Genomic DNA, 17,245 nt, shown 5'->3' with positions numbered 1-17,245 from the left:
CTCTCCCCGCTCTCCCGTTCTCCGGCCTTCCCGACTTGACGATCGATCACCTCGTCGCTTATCTCTTTACCTATGGAAGTAGATAAAGCCGATGAGCAGCCCTCGCCGATCGAGTTCCGCCTCGACCCGGCCTCCGGCGTCCCGACCTACCTCCAGCTCGTGCAGCAGGTCGAACAGGCGCTGCGCATGGGCTGGTTGACGGAGGGGGACCGGCTGCCCCGGGTGCGGGAGGTGGTGGCGGGGCTGGCGATCAACCCCAACACCGTGCTGAAGGCGTACCGGGAGCTGGAGCACCGGGGGCTCGCGGCGGGCCGCCGCGGGCAGGGCACGTTCGTGCGCGGGCTGCCCGCCGGGGTGGTGCCGCTGCGCGAACGGGCTGTGCTGCGGCGGGGGTTGCTGGACTGGATGCGCTCGGCGCGGGCCGCCGGGCTGGACGAGGGGGGGATGGCCGCGGTGTTCGAGGACGCGCTGCGCGACCTGCGTGAAGGCCGGGACGGGGTGGTGGCGTGACGGCCGCCGACACGGTGATCGACTGCGGCGGGCTGGGCAAGCGCTACCGCCGCTCCTGGGCGCTGCGGGACTGCAACCTCGCCGTCCCGGCCGGGCACGTCGTGGCCCTGGTCGGCCCGAACGGCGCCGGCAAGACCACGCTGCTCGGCCTGGCGGCCGGCCTGACCCTGCCCAGTGCGGGCGCGATGACCGTGCTCGGCAGTCAACTCCCCGGCTCTCCCCAGGCGTTGGACAGGATCGGCTTCGTGGCCCAGAACGCCGCGCTCTACCCGGGCCTGCGCGTGCGCGACCTGCTCGCGATGGGCCGTCACCTCAACCGCCGCTGGGACGCCGACCGGGCGCGCACCCACCTGGAGGGCCTCGGCATCCCCCTGGACCGCAAGTACGGGCGCCTCTCCGGCGGCCAGCAGGCCCAGGTCTCGCTCGCCCTGGCGCTCGCCAAGCGGCCCGAACTCCTGCTCCTGGACGAGCCGTTGGCCGCGCTCGACCCGCTCGCCCGGCACGACTTCATGGCCGTGCTGCTGACCGCCGTGGCCGAGGACGGCCTCTCGGTGGTCTTCTCCTCGCACGCCGTCAACGAGCTGGAGCAGAGCTGCGACTACCTGGTGGTGCTCGGCGGCGGCCGGGTCCAGGTGGCGGGGGAGGTGGACGACCTGGTGGCCGGCCACCGGATGCTCACCGGCCCGACCGCCGAGGCGGACGCGGTGGCCGGGCGGCTGCCGGTGGTCCGCGACCGCCGGGCCGGCGTCCAGTCCCACCTGCTGGTCCGCACCGGCGGCCTGGACGCCCCGGTCTCCGACGGCTGGCGCCAACAGCGCGTCGGCCTGGAGGAGTTGGTGATCGCCTACCTGCGCGAGCCGGCCGCCTCCGCCCTCCCCGGCCCGCGCGGGGCCGTCCGTCCGAACGAGAAGGTCCTGCAGTCGTGAGCGCAATCGCCCTTGGTGCGGCCACCGCCTCGCCGCGCCGCAGCGCCGTCCTGCGCGCCGCCGCCATCCGCCACCGCACGGCCGTGCTGACCCTGGTCGGCGTGATGGCGGTGCTGTCCGTCGCGATGCTGCTGCACGGCTGGTACGTCCACACCGGCCTGCACCGCCTCGGGGCCGACTCCTGCGACCCGGACACCGTCGCGTGCCTGGCCACGTACAAGCAGTTCATCCACCGGTACGGCATGCCGTTGCAGACCCTCGACGGGGTGCTCTACGTGCTCGGCGGCGGGTTCGGCGCCTTCGCCGGGGGGCCGCTGCTGGCGAGGGAGTTCGAGCACGGCACGGTCCGCTTCGCGTGGACCCAGGGCGCCGGACGCTCCCGCTGGACGGTCGGCGCGGTGACCGTGGTCGGCGGCGCCGTCGTGGTCGTGGCCGCGCTGTTCGGGGTGGTGCAACGGTGGTGGAGCGAGCCGCTGGTCCGCGAGGCGGGGCAGTTCAACCCGGACATCTTCATGCAGACCTGGCCGGTGATGGCCGGCCGGGTGCTGCTGACCTTCGGGTTGGCCTTGCTCGCGGGCGCGGTGCTGCGCCGCACGGTGGTGGCGGTGGGCGTCGGGCTCGCGGGCTCCGTGGCCCTGCCGTTCGTCGCCCAGGTGTTCCGGACGCACTACCGGCCGCCCCTGGAGGAGGCCGTGCACACGATGACGCCGCTCTCGCTGGACGGGCGCTGGGTGCTGGACGTCTGGTACTCGGACCCGGCCGGGAACCGGATCGGCACGGGCGAGTTCTACGACCGCGGCGGCGACTTCGCCCACCTCCAGGCGATGGTGCGCGACGGCGGCTACACCGCGCACCAGGTGTACCAGCCGGCGGACCGCTTCTGGCCGTTCCAGTTCATCGAGGCCGGTTGGATGCTGGCCCTGGGGATCGCGGCCTGCGCGGCGGCGGTGTGGTGGGTGCGCCGCCGGGCCGTCTGACGGAGAAGTTGAGGAGGGTGTGTCAAAACCCTTGCGGCAGCGGGGCTGTTGGGCGCTAATTTCTCGTTAGGAAAGTTTCCTAACCCCCACGGGAAACGGAGCGTGCACATGCGTCCTCAGCCCCGCCGTGCCGTCGGCATAGCCCTCGCCGCCGTCCTGGTGGCCGCACCCGCCGTGGTCGTCGCCGCCGGTGCGGCCGGCGCCGCGCCGACGGCGGCCGTCCGGCTCAAGGGAGTCGGACTCGACGACCCGCACGAGAAGGACATCGCGATGCGGCTGGTGTCGAGTGCGGAGAACTCCTCGTTGGACTGGAAGGCCCAGTACAAGTACATCGAGGACATCGGTGACGGGCGCGGCTACACCGCCGGCATCATCGGGTTCTGCTCCGGCACGGGCGACATGCTCGACCTCGTCCAGCACTACACCGCGCTCAAGCCCGGCAACGTCCTCGCCAAGTACCTGCCGGCGCTGAAGAAGGTCAACGGCAGCGCGTCGCACGCCGGTCTCGGCACCCCGTTCGTCAAGGACTGGGCCGCCGCCGCCAAGGACCCGGTCTTCCAGCAGGCCCAGAACGACGAGCGCGACCGGGTGTACTTCAACCCCGCCGTCGGCCGGGCCAAGGCGGACGGGCTGCGCGCGCTCGGCCAGTTCGCCTACTACGACGCCATCGTCATGCACGGCCCCGGAGACGGGTCCGACAGTTTCGGCGGCATTCGCGCCGCGGCCATGAAGAAGGCCAGGACCCCGGCCCAGGGTGGTGACGAGGCCACCTACCTCAAGGCCTTCCTGGAGGCCCGCAAGGTGGTCATGAAGAAGGAGGAGGCCCACTCCGACACCAGCAGGGTCGACACCGAGCAGACGGTCTTCCTCGACGCGGGGAACTTCGACCTCAACCCGCCGCTGCACTGGAAGGTCTACGGCGACAGCTACTCGATAGCGAGCTGAGCCCCCGGTGGGCCGGAGGGGATCCCCCCCTGGCCCACCGCACCCTGGTCCACGGTTAATAAGTCCCCTGAATTATCAATATCCACCCCGAATTCGATCTTCGAAAGTGTGAAAGTCCTGTTCATCCCATAACGAATCGAGCATGGGGATAACGAAGTCTCCTCCCCTTATTGACGCATTCGCCCGGTGGGGCTTGACTCCCTCCCCTGCCGCACCGTTCGCGGCGCAGTACAGGAGGCACCACCGAACATGAACAGAGCCATGCGTCTCGCGGCCACGGGCACGGCCGCCGTGTCGCTCGCACTCACCCTCGCGGCCTGCGGGCAGACCGGCGCGGCGCAGAAGCCGGCCTCCGGCGGAGGCGGCGAGGCCATCGGTCTCCTCCTGCCCGACAACGCCTCCTCCACGCGTTACGACGCGTTCGACAAGCCGCTGATCCAGCAGACGGTGACCGGCCTCTGCACCCAGTGCACCCTCGACTACGCCAACGCGGGCGGCGAGGCGATCACCCAGAAGAAGCAGTTCGACGACCTGGTCGCCAAGGGCGTGAAGGTCATCCTGCTCGACCCGGTCGACGCCAAGGTCACCGCACCGTGGGTCGACGCCGCCAACGCCAAGGGCATCAAGGTCGTGTCCTACGACCGGCTGGCGCAGGGCAAGGTCGCCGCGTACGTGTCCTTCGACAACGAGCGCACCGGCGAGCTCCAGGGCCAGTCCCTGCTCGACGCGCTCGGCTCCAAGGCCTCCTCGGCCAACGTCGTGATGATCGACGGCGCCGAGTCCGACCCCAACGCCGCGCAGTTCAAGGCGGGCGCGCACCAGGTGCTGGACGGCAAGGTCAAGAAGATCGCCTACGAGCAGTCCGGCGAGTGGAAGACCGACGTCGCCACGGCGAAGATGAACGAGGCCATCCAGAGCCTCGGGAAGGACGGCATCCAGGCCGTCTACGCCGGGAACGACGGCATGGCCGGCGCCGTCATCGACGCGCTGAAGACCGCGGGCATCAAGAACGTCCCCGTGGGCGGCCAGGACGCGTCCATCGACGCGGTGCGCCGGATCCTCACCGGCGAGCAGGCCTACACCATCTACAAGCCGTACAAGCCGGAGACGGACGCGGCCGGCAGCATCGCCGTCCAGCTCGCCGAGGGCATGGACATCAGCACGACCGCGACCACCCTCACCTCCAGCAACGGGCTGCAGATCCCCTCGCTGCTGCTCACCCCGATCGTGGTGACCAAGGCGAAGGTCGAGGCCACGGTGGTCGGCGGCGGCCTCTACAAGGCGGCCGACATCTGCACCCAGCAGTTCGCGGCGGCCTGCGCCTCGGCCGGGGTCCAGTAGCCGGAGCGCCGGAAAAGGGGCGCGCCCGCACCGGAGATCCGGTGCGGGCGCGCCCTTTCGTGCGTCGGCCGGACGGCTCAGACGCTCGCGGTGTAGTCGTAGAAGCCGCGGCCGGACTTGCGGCCGAGCAGGCCGGCGTCGACCATCCGGGACAGCAGCGGGGGAGCGGCGTACAGCGGCTCCTTGTACTCGTCGTACATCGACTCGGCGATCGACACGATGGTGTCCAGGCCGATCAGGTCGCACAGCCGCAGCGGGCCCATCGGGTGGGCGCAGCCGGCCTCCATGCCCTTGTCGATGTCGGAGGCGGTGGCCACGCCCGACTCGAACATCCGCACCGCGGACAGCAGGTACGGCACCAGCAGGGCGTTGACGACGAAGCCGGCCCGGTCGCGGGCGCGGATCGGCTCCTTGCCGAGCACCTCGGTGGCGAAGGCCTCGACCCGCTCGGTGGTGGCGCCCGAGGTGGTCAGGGTCGGGATGACCTCGACCAGCTTCTGCACCGGCGCCGGGTTGAAGAAGTGCAGACCGATGACCTGCTCGGGCCGCGAGGTGGCGGCGGCCAGCTTGACGATCGGGATCGACGAGGTGTTGGAGGCGAGGATCGCGTCGCGGCGCTGGACCACCTGGTCCAGGGTCTGGAAGATCTGGACCTTGATGTCCTCGCGCTCGGCGACCGCCTCGACGACCAGGTCGCGGTCGGCGAAGTCGGCCAGGTCGGTGGTGAAGGACAGCCGGGCCAGGGCCTCGTCCCGCTGCTCGGGCGCCAGCTTGCCGCGCTTGACCGCCGTCTCCAGGGAGTTGGTCAGCCGGGTGCGGCCGAACTCCAGGGCCTCCCCGCTGGCCTCGGACACCAGGACGTCCAGCCCGGCCCGGGCGAAGACCTCCGCGATGCCCGACCCCATCAGGCCGCAGCCGATCACTCCGACGCGCGCGATGTCACTCACTAGTTGCCCTTCGGTGGTGCTGGGGGTCGCCCAGCGACAGGTGGCCCAGCGTGGCGCTGGTCGGCCCAGCGGTGCTGCTGGACTACGGGCCGGTGTGCCGGAATGGGTGCACCGGTGCACCGTCCCGACGACGTTACTACTCCCTACCGGCCAGTAGGTCACCCCCTCCCCGGCCCGGTGCCGCGCCCGGCACCACGCACCCGAACGGGTGACGGCGCTCCGCCCGCCCGTGCGCCCGGACCCGCGGCCGCCCGGCGCCCGACAGAATGCCGCAGACGGGGGCCGGGGACGGACGAGGGAGCGCGCAGTGCCGACGGGATCGCTCACGGGGCAGGTCGCCCTGGTCACCGGAGCCGGCCGCGGGATCGGCCGCGAGATCGCCATCGGGCTCGCCGCCGAGGGCATGGCCGTCGGCCTGGTCGGCCGCACCCACGCGACGCTCACCGACACGCTCAAGGAGTGCGTCCGGCACGGCTCGCGCGGCGTCGCCGTGACGGCCGACGTCACCCGCCCCGGCTCGGTGCGCGAGGCCGTCCGGCTCGTCGAGCGCGACCTCGGCCCGGTCGACCTGCTGGTCAACAACGCCGGGCAGGTGGACCGCACCGAGGCCCCGATCTGGGAGACCGACCCCAACCAGTGGTGGCAGGTCGTCGAGACCAACCTGCGCGGCCCCTACAACCTCCTGCGCTGCGTCCTGCCCGGCATGGTCGAGCGCCGCCGCGGCCGCGTCGTCAACCTCAACTCCGGCTTCGCGCTGCGCCCGGACGGCCACTACACCGCGTACGCGACGTCCAAGGGCGCGCTGCTCAAGCTCTCCGACAACATGGCGGACTCGCTCGCCGAGCACGGCGTCGTCGTGCTCGACATCAGCCCCGGCGCGGTGGCCACCGACATGACGGCCGGGATGCCGATGTTCCGGGACATGAAGGCCTGGGGCTCGATCCCGTACATGGTCGCGGTCACCGTCGACGCGGCGCGGGGCCGGTTCGACGCGCTGCACGGACGCTTCATCCACGCCGGGCGCGACGACCTGGCGGAGCTCGTCCGCCGCGCGGAGGAGATCCGCGGGACGGACGCGAGGACGCTGCGGCTGCGCCCGTACAAGGACGACGACCCGATGGCCTGAGGCCTTCGGCGGCCCGCCCGGGGTCGGGCTCAGATCGCGGCGAGCTCCTCGTCGGTCAGGCTGCCCGGCGCCCGGCCGGTGCGGGCGAACTCCTCGGCCAGCCGCTGGAACGCCTCGTTGGCCGGCGTCGGCACCCCGTGCAGCCGTCCGAGCAGCACGATCTCGCCGTTCAGGTAGTCCGTCTCGATCGAGCCCGCCCCGCGCGCCAGGCTCTGCCAGGTCGAGCTGCCGCCGCGCGGGGCCCCCGCGACCGGCTCGATCCGCAGCGTCGCGTCGACCAGCCGGACCATCTCCTCCGGGTCGTGGTGCGCGATCCCGGCGGCGGCCAGCACGGCCGCGCCCTCCGCCATCAGGTTCCGGTACAGTCCGCGGCGCAGCTCGCCCTCGTACGGGCCGGCGACGGCGTTCAGGGCGTTGCCGAGGTTGCCGAGCAGCTTGGTGTACTTCCAGCCCATCACGTCGGCCTCGACCGGGGCGCTGAAGCCCGCCCGCTCCAGGTCCGCGGCGATCCGGTCGGCCCGCCCGCCGGCGCCCGCCGGGTAGGCGCCGATCCGCAGCACCCCGCTGACGGGCGTGCCGCCGGCGCTGACCCGCCCCGGCTCCAGGTGGGTGGACGGCATCCAGACGCACACCGCCAGCACCTCGCGGAAGCGGCGCAGCGCGAGCCGCTCGTTCTCCACCCCGTTCTGCGCGCACACCACCGGCAGCCGCTCGCCCGCCGTGCCGCCGCCGGCGACCGGGCGCGGCGCCCACGCGGCCAGCGCGCCGGCGGTGTCCTGCGTCTTGACGGCGAGCACCAGGACGTCGTCCGGGCGCAGCTCCAGCTCCTCCGGCCCGGACACGGCCGGGACCGGCAGCGTCCGGGTGCCGTCCGGTGCGCCGAACGTCAGCCCGTGCTCGCGCAGCGCCGCGAAGTGCGCTCCCCGCGCGACCAGCACGACGTCGCGCCCGCTCTCGTGCAGCCGGGCACCGATCGTGCCGCCGACCGCGCCCGCCCCGATGATGATGTAGCGCATGCGCGAAGCATGGCACGCCGGTGGTGCGCCGGGGGCCGGGTCAGGCGCAGAGCTGACTGGCGGTCACCGGGCCGAGGCCGGCCTTGGCGAGGCCGTCCAGGATGGCCGGCAGGGCGTCCACCGTGCACTGGTGGCCCATGTGCAGTGCGACCACCGAGCCGCCGCGCACCGAGTTGAGGACCCGCCGCTGCAGCTCGGCGGCGGACGGGTCGGCGTAGTCGCGCGGGTCCACGTCGAAGGAGAGCACGTGCTCGTAGCCGACGGCCTTCGCCTGCTCGCGCACCATCGGCGTGGCGTACTGGGCGGCGGACGGGCGGAACCAGCGGCCGATCGAGCCGGTGAGGCGCTGCAGCCGCTCCGCGCACTGGGCGATCTCGGCACGGGCCTGGTCCGGGCTCATCGCGGAGATGTTGAGGTGGTTCTGGGTGTGGTTGCCCAGCTCGTGGCCGGCGTCGAGGATCCGCCGGGCCATCTGCGGCTGCTGGTCGAGCCAGCTGCCGACGGCCATGACGGTCAGCCTGGCGCCGCGCTGCTCGGCGATCTCCAGCAGGGCGGTGGCGAGCTTGGGGTCGCCGCTGCCGTGGAACGTCAGCGCCACGTTCTTGCCGGTGCGCGGCCCGTACGCGACCTCCAGCGGGGTGCCGGGGGCGAGCGGCGGCAGCACGGGCGGGGCGGGCGGCGCGGTGGCGGCGTCGGGGGCCGCGGTGGCGGTGGGCTGCGGCGCGGCCGGATCGGGGGAGGCCGGGCCCTCGCCGCCGTTCCACGCGGGGTCCGTGGTGTGCTGCGGATCGCCGTGCTGCTGCGGGTCGACGTTGCCCGGGTGCACGGCGAGCGAGCCCGGGTCGGCGCGGCGGGGCGCGCCGCTCCCGCACGCGGTGAGGACCCCGCCGGCGGCGGAGAGGGCGGCGAGTTTGGCGGCGGTGCGCAGTACGGCGCGGCGATCGGCAGTCATCGGCAGCCAGCATAGAGACGACGCGCCGGGGCGGCGATCCGGGAACACGCGCGTTGACACCCTGTTTGACGTGCACACACACCTCTCGGTGGGGGCTGCGTAAACCTGAACTCGCCGTGTTTCCACGGCGTGTCGTCGGATACGATCCGGTCGCACCGCGTGCTACGGGGGCGGGGCACCACCGCGGCGGGGCGTTCCCGCCGCGGGAAGCGCAGTGAGCAATGGGGGCGGAACGACATGCACGAGGACACGGCGGACACGGCGACCGGCGGTTCGGACTGGGACTGGGTCGGGGCGGAGGACTGGCAGCCGCCGACCGAGCTCGACACCGGGATACCCCACACCGCCCGGATGTACGACTACTACCTGGGCGGCAAGGACAACTTCGAGGCCGACCGCAAGGCCGCCGAGGCCGCCATCGCCGCCTACCCGGCGCTGCCGCTGCTGGCCCGCACCAACCGGGAATTCCTCGGCCGCGCGGTCGAGTTCGCGGCCGGCCGGGGCATCCGGCAGTTCGTCGACATCGGCACCGGCATCCCCGCCGCGGGCTCGACCAGCGAGGTCGCGCGGAAGGTCGCCCCGGACGCGCACGTCGTGTACGTCGACAACGACCCGATCGTCGCCACCCACGCCCGCGCGCTGCTGGCCGGCCACCCCGCCGGACACACCTCGGTCATCGAGGCCGACCTGCGCGACCCCGAGGCGATCCTCGGCCACCCGGCCCTGCGCGCCGCCGTCGACCTGGCCGAGCCGGTCGCGCTGATGCTGGTGGCCGTCCTGCACTTCGTCCGCGACGAGGAGGGCGCGCAGAAGATCGTCGCCACCCTGCGCGACGCGCTCGCCCCCGGCAGCGCCCTGATCCTCTCCCACGGCAGCCCCGACTTCGCCTCGCGGCAGAGCGTGGACGAGGGCGCCCGCATCTACAAGGGCGCGAGCGCCCCGCTGGTGCTGCGCCCGCGCGCGAGCGTCGAACCCTTCTTCGGCGACTTCGAGTTCGCCGGCCCCGGCCTCGTCCAGCTCCCGCTCTGGCGCCCCACCGCCGGCCACGTCTCCACCACCGACCTCCCCGAAGGCTGGCAGGACGTGTCCGCGTACGCGGGCGTCGCGTTCAAGAAATAGCCGTCTCCCCGAGCACCTCCGCGGGCCGCAGGTCGGATCGCGGGTGGGCCCCGGCACCCCCCTCCCGGCGCCGGGACCCTCCCGCACTCACTGCTCCGCACACTAGACGGCAGCACTGACAACGCCTCACCCGTACGGGTTAGCCTGCGGCGTGACCCCAGCACTGCCGCCCCTGCCCCCGGCCGTCGTCGACCTCCTGGACGCCCTCGACGCCCCGCCCCGGCTGCGCGCGCATCTCGCGCTCGTCCACGAAGTCGCCGCGACGATCGCCGACCACTGCGCCGCCACCGGCCTGGACCTCGACCGCGAGGCGCTGCTGTACGGCGCCGCCACCCACGACATCGGCAAGACCGTCCACCCCGAGGAGCTCTCCGGCCCCGGCTCGGCCCACGAGCCCGCCGGCCACGCCCTGCTGCGCGAGCGCGGCGTCCCCGAGCGGCTGGCCCGCTTCGCCCGCAGCCACGCGAGCTGGGGCGAGCCGGGCGCCACCGTCGAGGAGCTGCTGGTCAGCCTGGCCGACAAGGCGTAGAAGAACAGCCGGGTCCGCGACCTGGAGGACCGCGTGGTCGAGCGCCTCGCGACCGCCACCGGCCGCGCGCCCTGGGAGGTGTTCCTCGACCTCGACGACCTGCTCACCCGGATCGGCGACGACGCCCCGCGTCGGCTCGCCGTGCAGGCCGCGTATCCCGTCCGGTAGCTCAGCGCCCGCGCAGCTCGTCGAGGTCGCGGCGCTCGCGCTTGGTGGGGCGTCCGGCGCCGCGGTCGCGCTCGAAGAACGGGGCGACGAGCTCGCGCGGCGGGCGGGGCGGGCTCAGGTCGGTGAGGCACTCGGCCGCCACGGACGCCCCGACCCGCTTGCGGATCGGCTTGCGCACCACGACGACCCGCTCGTACCCCTCCTCGCGGACCCGCACCTCGTCGCCCGCCCGCAGCGGCTGGGCCGGCTTGGCCCGCTCGCCGTTCACGCGGACGTGCCCCGCCCGGCAGGCGGCCGCCGCCAGCGCGCGCGTCTTCACGAGCCGGACCGACCAGATCCAGCTGTCCACGCGGACGCTTCCCTCGTCTTCAGCCATTCCGGAAGTCTAGGACCATGGCTCTATGCAGCGCGTACGGCCGCCGGCGCCTCCTGGACGGCCCAGCCGTTCCCGTCCGGATCGTTGAAGAACACGAACGAGTTCCAGGCCTCGCCGTGCCCGTTCACCCGCACCCCGGCCTCGAAGTGCTGCACCGGGCTGACCTCCACGCCGCGCGCCGCCAGTTCGGCGTGCGCCTTGTCGATGTCCGCCACCACCAGCTGCAGGCCCTTGACGGACCCGGGCGGTGCCTCGATCACGCCCTTGCCGACGACGATCGAGCACCGGGAGCCCGGTGGCGTCAGCTGCACCACCCGGACCCCGTCGCGCAGCCGGGTGTCGTGATCGACGGTGAAGCCGGCCTGCTCCTCGTAGAACACCTTCGCGCGGTCCACGTCCGCCACCGGGAGCACGACCACTTCGAGCTTCCAGTCCATCGCCCTCACCCCTCTCGGTCGGGGCTCTTCCAGTATCCGTCCGAATCCGTTCCCCGTCGGCTCGTCGGCTAGCCTGAGAAGACGATGAATCCCCAGAGCACGCCCGCCGCCACAGCGCCGTTCACCACCCCGTTCGGCACCTTCGACCTCACCAGGTACCCCGAGGACCCGCGCGAGCGGCTGCGCGCCTGGGACGCCGCCGACGAGTACCTGCTGCGCCACCTCGCCGGCGAGGCCGACAGCGCCGGCGGCACCGCCACCGAGCTGGCCGGCCGCCGCGTCGCCGTCCTCGGCGACCGCTGGGGCGCCCTGGCCACCGCGCTGGCCGCGCACCGGCCCGTGCAGATCGGCGACTCCCACCTCGGCCGCGAGGCCACCCGCGCCAACCTCGCCCGCGCCGGCGCCCTCGCCGACCCGGACCGGCTGCTCACCACCCGGGACACCCCGCCGGAGCGGATCGACGTCCTGCTGGTGCGCGTCCCCAAGAGCCTCGCCCTGCTGGAGGACCAGCTGCACCGGCTCGCCCCCGCCGTCCACCCCGGCACGGTCGTGATCGGCACGGGCATGGTCACCGAGATCCACACCTCCACCCTCGAACTCTTCGAGAAGGTCCTCGGCCCCACCCGGACCTCGCTGGCCGTCCGCAAGGCCCGGCTGATCTTCTGCACCCCCGACCCGGCGCTCGACCCCGGCCCCAGCCCGTGGCCGCACCGCTACGCCCTGCCCGCCGACATCGGCCCGGTCTCCGGGCGCACGGTCGTCAACCACGCCGGCACCTTCTGCGCCGAGCGCCTCGACATCGGCACCCGCTTCTTCCTCGGCCACCTGCCGGTCCCCGCCCCCGGCGACCGCGTGGTCGACCTGGGCTGCGGCAACGGCGTGGTCGGCACCGCCGCCGCCCTGGCGGGCCCGGGCGCCGAACTGCTCTTCGTCGACGAGTCCCACCAGGCCGTCGCCTCCGCCGAGGAGACGTTCCGGGCGAACCTCGGCACCGAGGCCAGGGCCGAGTTCCTGACGGCGGACGCGCTCGCGCCCGGGGTGATCGCCCCCGGCTCGGTGGACCTCGTCCTGAACAACCCCCCGTTCCACTCGCACCAGGCGACCACCGACGCCACCGCGTGGCGGATGTTCACCGGCGCCCGCCGCGCCCTGCGCCCGGGCGGCGAGCTCTGGGTGGTCGGCAACCGCCACCTCGGCTACCACGCCAAGCTGCGCCGCCTGTTCGGCAACTGCCAACTCGTGGCCGGGAACCCCAAGTTCGTGGTGCTGCGAGCCGTCAAACGCTGAGCCCGGCCGACCGCCCGCCGGTCCCGGCGGGTGGTCTCCGCACATACTCCTTGCATGAATGTTCCGTGCTGCGTATATTCATGCCACGACCAAGGAGGAACGCCATGGCATTGCGAGTCGCCGTCGCCGGCGCGAGCGGATACGCGGGCGGCGAGGTGCTGCGCCTGCTGCTCGGCCACCCCGAGATGGAGATCGGGGCGCTGACCGGCGGCTCGAACGCCGGTACGAGGCTGGGTGCGCTGCAGCCGCACCTGATCCCGCTCGCCGACCGTGTCCTGGAGCCCACCACCCCCGAGGTGCTGGCCGACCACGACGTGGTGTTCCTCGCGCTGCCGCACGGCCAGTCCGCGGCGGTCGCCGAGGCGCTCGGCCCGAACGTGCTGGTCGTCGACTGCGGCGCCGACTTCCGGCTCAAGGCCGCCGCCGACTGGGAGCAGTTCTACGGCTCCGCGCACGCCGGCACCTGGCCCTACGGCCTGCCCGAACTGCCCGGCCACCGGGCCGCGTTGAAGGGCAGCAACCGGATCGCCGTGCCCGGCTGCTACCCGACGGCCGTCTCCCTCGCGCTGTTCCCGGCCTACGCCGCCGGGCTCGCCGAGCCCGAGGCCGTCGTGGTCGCCGCCTCCGGCACCTCCGGCGCGGGCAAGGCGGCCAAGACGCACCTGCTCGGCAGCGAGGTCATGGGCAACGTGAGCCCGTACGGCGTCGGCGGCGTGCACCGGCACACCCCCGAGATGGCGCAGAACCTCAGCCCGCTCGCGGGCGAGCCGGTCACCGTCTCCTTCACGCCCACGCTCGTCCCGATGCCGCGCGGCATCCTCGCGACCTGCTCCGCCAAGGCCCGCCCCGGCGTGACGGCCGAGGGCCTGCGCGCCGCCTACGCCGAGGCGTACGGGACCGAGCCGTTCGTCCACCTGCTGCCCGAGGGCCAGTGGCCGCAGACCAGCAGCGTGTACGGCGCCAACACCGCCCTCGTCCAGGTCGCCCTGGACCCGGCCGCCGGGCGGATCATCGCGATCAGCGCGATCGACAACCTCGTCAAGGGCACCGCCGGCGGCGCGGTGCAGAGCATGAACATCGCCCTCGGCCTGCCCGAGGACCTGGGCCTTCCCCTGAACGGAGTCGCACCGTGACCAGTCCCGCCGTGACCAGTCCTGTCGGCGTCGGAGTGACGGCCGCCAAGGGCTTCCGCGCCGCCGGGGTCACTGCCGGCATCAAGGCCTCCGGCACCCCTGACCTCGCCCTCGTCGTCAACGACGGCCCCTCGTTCGCCGCCGCCGGAGTGTTCACCGCGAACCGCGTCAAGGCCGCGCCCGTCCTGTGGTCCGAGCAGGTCCTCAAGGGCGGCCTGGTCTCCGCCGTCGTCCTCAACTCCGGTGGCGCCAACGCCTGCACCGGCCCGCTCGGCTTCCAGGACACCCACGCCACCGCCGAGAAGGCGGCCGAGGAACTGAAGGTCAACGCGGCCGAGGTCGCCGTCGCCTCCACCGGCCTGATCGGCGTCCGCCTGCCGATGGACATCCTGCTGCCCGGCGTCGCCCTGGCCGCCCAGGAGCTCAGTGCGACCGGCGGCGAGGCCGCCGCGATCGCCATCAAGACCACCGACACCGTCCACAAGACCGCCCAGGTCACCAGCCCGGCCGGCTGGACGGTCGGCGGCATGGCCAAGGGCGCGGGCATGCTCGCCCCGAGCCTCGCCACCATGCTGGTCGTGCTCACCACCGACGCCGTCGCCGACGCCGCCGCCCTCGACGCGGCCCTGCGCGGCGCCACCCGCACCACCTTCGACCGGATCGACTCCGACGGCTGCATGTCGACCAACGACACCGTGCTGCTGCTCGCCTCCGGCGCCTGCGGCGTCACTCCGGACGCGGCCGAGTTCGCCGAGGCCGTCCGCACCGTCAGCGCCGACCTCGCCCGCCAGCTGATCTCCGACGCCGAGGGCGCGAGCAAGGACATCCGGATCGACGTCACCGGCGCCGCCACCGAGGACGAGGCCGTCGACGTCGCCCGCACGATCGGCCGCAACAACCTGCTCAAGTGCGCCATCCACGGCGAGGACCCCAACTGGGGCCGGGTGCTGGCCGCGATCGGCACCACCAGCGCCGCCTTCGACCCCGACGCGCTGGACGTCGCCATCAACGGCGTCTGGGTCTGCAAGGACGGCGGCGTCGGCGAGGACCGCGACCTGGTGGACATGAGCGGCCGGGACGTCGTCATCACCGCGAACCTCAACGCCGGTACGGCGAGCGCCTCGCTGTGGACCAACGACCTGACGGCCGACTACGTTCACGAGAACAGCGCCTACTCGACCTGACCGGCGTCACTTCGCCCACGCCATCCTGGTCCGCGCAACCCGAGCCGCGGCATCCGTTCCGCGCCATCCTCCCCAGCCTCTGGCCGGGGGGACCCCCATCGACGAGGGAAACCCGTGCAGATCGCACCCAAGGGCGAACAGGCCCGCAACAACACCGCGTTGCCGAAGGCCATAACGCTGATCGAGGCGCTGCCGTGGCTGGAGCGCTTCCACGGCAAGACCGTCGTGATCAAGTTCGGCGGCAACGCGATGGTCGACGACAGCCTCAAGGCGGCCTTCGCCCAGGACGTCGTCTTCCTCCGCTACGCCGGCCTGCACCCCGTCGTCGTGCACGGCGGCGGCCCGCAGATCAGCGCCCAGCTGGACAAGCTCGGCCTGGAGTCCAGCTTCACCAACGGCCTGCGCGTCACCACCCCCGAGACCATGGACGTCGTCCGGATGGTGCTCGCCGGGCAGGTGCAGCGCGAACTGGTCGGCCTGCTCAACGAGCACGGCCCGTTCGCCGTCGGCATGACCGGCGAGGACGCGCACACCATGACGGCCGTCAAGCGCTACGCGGTGGTGGACGGCGAGCAGGTCGACATCGGCCTGGTCGGCGACATCGTCAACATCGAGGCCGGCGCGGTGAAGGCGCTCATCGCCGACGGCCGCATCCCGGTCATCTCCTCGATCGCGCGCGGCACCGACGGCCACGTCTACAACATCAACGCCGACACCGCCGCCTCCGCCCTCGCGGTCGCGCTCGGCGCCGAGATGCTGGTCGTCCTCACCGACGTCGAGGGCCTGTACAAGGACTGGCCCGACTCCGACGACGTGATCAGCCAGCTCGGCGCAAGCGAGCTGGAGGCGCTGCTGCCCGGCCTGGCCAGCGGCATGCTCCCCAAGATGGAGGGCTGCCTGCGCGCCGTCCGCTCCGGCGTGGGCACCGCCAGGGTGCTGGACGGCCGGGTGCCGCACAGCCTCCTGCTGGAGATCTTCACCGACGAGGGCATCGGCACGATGGTCGTGCCGGACGACGAACCGACCGTGACCGGGGGACTGGCATGACGCACAACGAGCAGCTCGCCGAGCGCTGGCAGCACGCCTTCACCGACAACTACGGCACCCCGCGCATCCCGCTGGTCCGCGGCGAGGGCGCCACGCTGTGGGACGCGGACGGCAAGCAGTACACCGACCTGCTCGGCGGCATCGCCGTCAACGCCCTCGGCACCGCCCACCCGGCCGTCGTCGAGGCCGTGAGCCGGCAGATCGCCACCCTCGGCCACGTCTCCAACCTCTTCATGGCCGAGCCGACCATCGCCCTCGCCGAGCGGCTGCTGGAGCTGGACGGCCGCGAGGGCGGCCGGGTGTTCTTCTGCAACTCCGGCGCCGAGGCCAACGAGGCCGCGTTCAAGATCAGCCGCCGCACCGGCCGCACCCACCTGGTCGCCCTGGAGGGCGGCTTCCACGGCCGGACGATGGGCGCGCTCGCGCTCACCGGCCAGCCCGCCAAGCAGGACCCGTTCCGCCCGCTGCCCGGCGACGTCACCCACGTCCCGTTCGGCGACGTCGAGGCGCTGCGCGCGGCCGTCACCACCGAGACCGCCGCCGTCTTCCTGGAGCCCATCCAGGGCGAGAACGGCGCGATCCCGCTGCCCGAGGGCTACCTGCTCGCCGCGCGCGAGATCACCCGGGCCACCGGCACGCTGCTCGTCCTGGACGAGATCCAGACCGGCGTCGGCCGCACCGGGCACTGGTTCGCCCACCAGGCCGTCGAGGGTGTCGAGCCGGACGTCGTCACCCTCGCCAAGGCGCTCGGCGGCGGCCTGCCGATGGGCGCGTTGCTCACCTTCGGGCCGGCCACCGAGCTGCTCACCCCGGGCCAGCACGGCACCACGTTCGGCGGCAACCCGGTGGCCGCGGCGGCCGGGCTCGCGGTGCTCGACACGATCGAGTCCGAGGGCCTCCTGGAGCACGTCCGCAAGATCGGCGACCGGCTGCGCCAAGGCGTCGAGGCGCTCGGCGACCCGCTGGTCTCGCACGTGCGCGGCGCCGGCCTGCTGCTCGGCATCGTGCTCACCGAGCCGGTGTCCGCGCAGGTCCAGGCCGTCGCGCAGGAGGCCGGGTTCCTGGTCAACGCCGCCGTCCCGGACGCCGTCCGGCTCGTTCCGCCGCTCGTGCTGACCGAGCAGGAGGCGGACGCCTTCCTCGCGGCGCTGCCCGGCATCCTCCGATCGGTGCGCGAGGGCGCCCCGGCCGATGCGAGCCGACGGTAGTCCGGGAGAATAATCAC

General features: G+C 73.2%; 19 protein-coding genes. 14 read left to right on the top strand and 5 right to left on the bottom strand.

Annotation, left to right across the window (positions count from 1 at the left end; translation table 11 throughout):
- Window positions 1-72: 72 nt before the first annotated feature.
- From ACFXDE_RS15055 to ACFXDE_RS15035, 5 genes are all read left to right on the top strand, one after another.
- Window positions 73-510 (top strand): GntR family transcriptional regulator, encoded by a 438-nt coding sequence (locus ACFXDE_RS15055; protein ID WP_380494315.1) that lies wholly within the window; start codon window positions 73-75, stop codon window positions 508-510.
- On the top strand, window positions 507-1,436 hold the full coding sequence (locus ACFXDE_RS15050; protein WP_380494313.1) for an ATP-binding cassette domain-containing protein: 930 nt from the start codon (window positions 507-509) through the stop codon (window positions 1,434-1,436). The genes ACFXDE_RS15055 and ACFXDE_RS15050 overlap by 4 nt, the downstream gene beginning before the upstream one ends.
- On the top strand, window positions 1,433-2,413 hold the full coding sequence (locus tag ACFXDE_RS15045; RefSeq protein ID WP_380494311.1) for a hypothetical protein: 981 nt from the start codon (window positions 1,433-1,435) through the stop codon (window positions 2,411-2,413). Before ACFXDE_RS15050 ends, ACFXDE_RS15045 begins: the two co-directional genes overlap by 4 nt.
- A 108-nt stretch (window positions 2,414-2,521) precedes the next feature.
- On the top strand, window positions 2,522-3,358 hold the full coding sequence (locus tag ACFXDE_RS15040; RefSeq protein ID WP_380494309.1) for a chitosanase: 837 nt from the start codon (window positions 2,522-2,524) through the stop codon (window positions 3,356-3,358).
- Window positions 3,359-3,607: 249 nt separating this feature from the next.
- Window positions 3,608-4,699, top strand: coding sequence for a sugar ABC transporter substrate-binding protein (locus tag ACFXDE_RS15035; RefSeq protein ID WP_380494307.1), 1,092 nt, complete (start codon window positions 3,608-3,610; stop codon window positions 4,697-4,699).
- 77 nt (window positions 4,700-4,776) lie between these two features.
- Here ACFXDE_RS15035 and ACFXDE_RS15030 read toward each other — a convergent pair whose 3' ends face one another.
- A complete protein-coding gene (locus tag ACFXDE_RS15030) occupies window positions 4,777-5,646 on the bottom strand; it encodes a 3-hydroxybutyryl-CoA dehydrogenase (protein WP_380443584.1) in 870 nt (289 codons plus the stop codon).
- 307 nt (window positions 5,647-5,953) lie between these two features.
- On the opposite strand from ACFXDE_RS15030, the gene ACFXDE_RS15025 reads away from it, so the two are divergent.
- Window positions 5,954-6,772 (top strand): SDR family NAD(P)-dependent oxidoreductase, encoded by an 819-nt coding sequence (locus ACFXDE_RS15025; protein ID WP_380443586.1) that lies wholly within the window; start codon window positions 5,954-5,956, stop codon window positions 6,770-6,772.
- Between the two features lie 29 nt (window positions 6,773-6,801).
- Here the strand turns inward: ACFXDE_RS15025 and ACFXDE_RS15020 are convergent, their stop codons facing one another.
- Window positions 6,802-7,788 (bottom strand): ketopantoate reductase family protein, encoded by a 987-nt coding sequence (locus ACFXDE_RS15020; RefSeq protein ID WP_380494304.1) that lies wholly within the window; start codon window positions 7,786-7,788, stop codon window positions 6,802-6,804.
- A 40-nt stretch (window positions 7,789-7,828) separates the two neighbouring features.
- Window positions 7,829-8,740 carry a polysaccharide deacetylase family protein gene (locus ACFXDE_RS15015; protein WP_380494302.1) on the bottom strand — a complete coding sequence of 304 codons (912 nt, stop codon included), beginning with the start codon at window positions 8,738-8,740 and terminating at the stop codon, window positions 7,829-7,831.
- 237 nt (window positions 8,741-8,977) lie between these two features.
- Here ACFXDE_RS15015 and ACFXDE_RS15010 point away from each other — a divergent pair, with 237 nt between their 5' ends.
- The 3 genes from ACFXDE_RS15010 (at window position 8,978) to ACFXDE_RS15000 (ending at window position 10,556) form a co-directional block, all read left to right on the top strand.
- Window positions 8,978-9,859 (top strand): SAM-dependent methyltransferase, encoded by an 882-nt coding sequence (locus ACFXDE_RS15010; RefSeq protein ID WP_380443592.1) that lies wholly within the window; start codon window positions 8,978-8,980, stop codon window positions 9,857-9,859.
- A 151-nt stretch (window positions 9,860-10,010) separates the two neighbouring features.
- Window positions 10,011-10,388, top strand: coding sequence for an HD domain-containing protein (locus ACFXDE_RS15005; protein ID WP_380494300.1), 378 nt, complete (start codon window positions 10,011-10,013; stop codon window positions 10,386-10,388).
- Between the two features lie 33 nt (window positions 10,389-10,421).
- Window positions 10,422-10,556, top strand: coding sequence for a hypothetical protein (locus ACFXDE_RS15000; protein ID WP_380494297.1), 135 nt, complete (start codon window positions 10,422-10,424; stop codon window positions 10,554-10,556).
- 1 nt (window position 10,557) lies between these two features.
- Here ACFXDE_RS15000 and ACFXDE_RS14995 read toward each other — a convergent pair whose 3' ends face one another.
- Together ACFXDE_RS14995 and ACFXDE_RS14990 are read right to left on the bottom strand one after the other, a co-directional pair.
- Window positions 10,558-10,932, bottom strand: coding sequence for an RNA-binding S4 domain-containing protein (locus ACFXDE_RS14995; RefSeq protein WP_380494295.1), 375 nt, complete (start codon window positions 10,930-10,932; stop codon window positions 10,558-10,560).
- 23 nt (window positions 10,933-10,955) lie between these two features.
- Complete coding sequence (locus tag ACFXDE_RS14990; protein ID WP_380443598.1) at window positions 10,956-11,369, bottom strand: VOC family protein; 414 nt, start codon at window positions 11,367-11,369, stop codon at window positions 10,956-10,958.
- 84 nt (window positions 11,370-11,453) lie between these two features.
- Here ACFXDE_RS14990 and ACFXDE_RS14985 point away from each other — a divergent pair, with 84 nt between their 5' ends.
- The 5 genes from ACFXDE_RS14985 to ACFXDE_RS14965 all read left to right on the top strand — a co-directional run bounded on the left by ACFXDE_RS14985 (window position 11,454) and on the right by ACFXDE_RS14965 (window position 17,228).
- A complete protein-coding gene (locus ACFXDE_RS14985; protein ID WP_380494293.1) occupies window positions 11,454-12,656 on the top strand; it encodes a methyltransferase in 1,203 nt (400 codons plus the stop codon).
- 104 nt (window positions 12,657-12,760) lie between these two features.
- Window positions 12,761-13,789, top strand: a complete 1,029-nt coding sequence (gene argC / locus ACFXDE_RS14980; protein WP_380443602.1) for an N-acetyl-gamma-glutamyl-phosphate reductase — start codon at window positions 12,761-12,763, stop codon at window positions 13,787-13,789.
- A gap of 11 nt (window positions 13,790-13,800) precedes the next feature.
- Window positions 13,801-14,973: a bifunctional glutamate N-acetyltransferase/amino-acid acetyltransferase ArgJ gene (argJ, locus tag ACFXDE_RS14975; protein WP_380494440.1), complete on the top strand. Its 1,173-nt coding sequence runs from the start codon at window positions 13,801-13,803 to the stop codon at window positions 14,971-14,973.
- A 114-nt stretch (window positions 14,974-15,087) separates the two neighbouring features.
- Window positions 15,088-16,020, top strand: a complete 933-nt coding sequence (argB, locus tag ACFXDE_RS14970) for an acetylglutamate kinase (RefSeq protein WP_380443604.1) — start codon at window positions 15,088-15,090, stop codon at window positions 16,018-16,020.
- Window positions 16,017-17,228, top strand: coding sequence for an acetylornithine transaminase (locus ACFXDE_RS14965; RefSeq protein ID WP_380494290.1), 1,212 nt, complete (start codon window positions 16,017-16,019; stop codon window positions 17,226-17,228). The genes argB and ACFXDE_RS14965 overlap by 4 nt, the downstream gene beginning before the upstream one ends.
- The last annotated feature ends 17 nt before the right edge of the window (window positions 17,229-17,245 follow it).

Source organism: Kitasatospora sp. NPDC059408, from assembly GCF_042751525.1.
GTDB lineage: Bacteria > Actinomycetota > Actinomycetes > Streptomycetales > Streptomycetaceae > Kitasatospora.
The sequence above is the reverse complement of the archived record's forward strand: the minus strand, read 5'-3'. Positions and strand labels throughout refer to the sequence as shown.

Coding starts and splice junctions, on each gene's coding strand:
- ACFXDE_RS15055 (WP_380494315.1), top strand. CDS start 73: ATGGAAGTAGATAAAGCCGATGAGCAGCCCTCGCCGATCGAGTTCCGC.
- ACFXDE_RS15040 (WP_380494309.1), top strand. CDS start 2,522: ATGCGTCCTCAGCCCCGCCGTGCCGTCGGCATAGCCCTCGCCGCCGTC.
- ACFXDE_RS15035 (WP_380494307.1), top strand. CDS start 3,608: ATGAACAGAGCCATGCGTCTCGCGGCCACGGGCACGGCCGCCGTGTCG.
- ACFXDE_RS15020 (WP_380494304.1), bottom strand. CDS start 7,788: ATGCGCTACATCATCATCGGGGCGGGCGCGGTCGGCGGCACGATCGGT.
- ACFXDE_RS15015 (WP_380494302.1), bottom strand. CDS start 8,740: ATGACTGCCGATCGCCGCGCCGTACTGCGCACCGCCGCCAAACTCGCC.
- ACFXDE_RS15010 (WP_380443592.1), top strand. CDS start 8,978: ATGCACGAGGACACGGCGGACACGGCGACCGGCGGTTCGGACTGGGAC.
- ACFXDE_RS14995 (WP_380494295.1), bottom strand. CDS start 10,932: ATGGCTGAAGACGAGGGAAGCGTCCGCGTGGACAGCTGGATCTGGTCG.
- ACFXDE_RS14990 (WP_380443598.1), bottom strand. CDS start 11,369: ATGGACTGGAAGCTCGAAGTGGTCGTGCTCCCGGTGGCGGACGTGGAC.
- ACFXDE_RS14985 (WP_380494293.1), top strand. CDS start 11,454: ATGAATCCCCAGAGCACGCCCGCCGCCACAGCGCCGTTCACCACCCCG.
- argC (WP_380443602.1), top strand. CDS start 12,761: ATGGCATTGCGAGTCGCCGTCGCCGGCGCGAGCGGATACGCGGGCGGC.
- ACFXDE_RS14965 (WP_380494290.1), top strand. CDS start 16,017: ATGACGCACAACGAGCAGCTCGCCGAGCGCTGGCAGCACGCCTTCACC.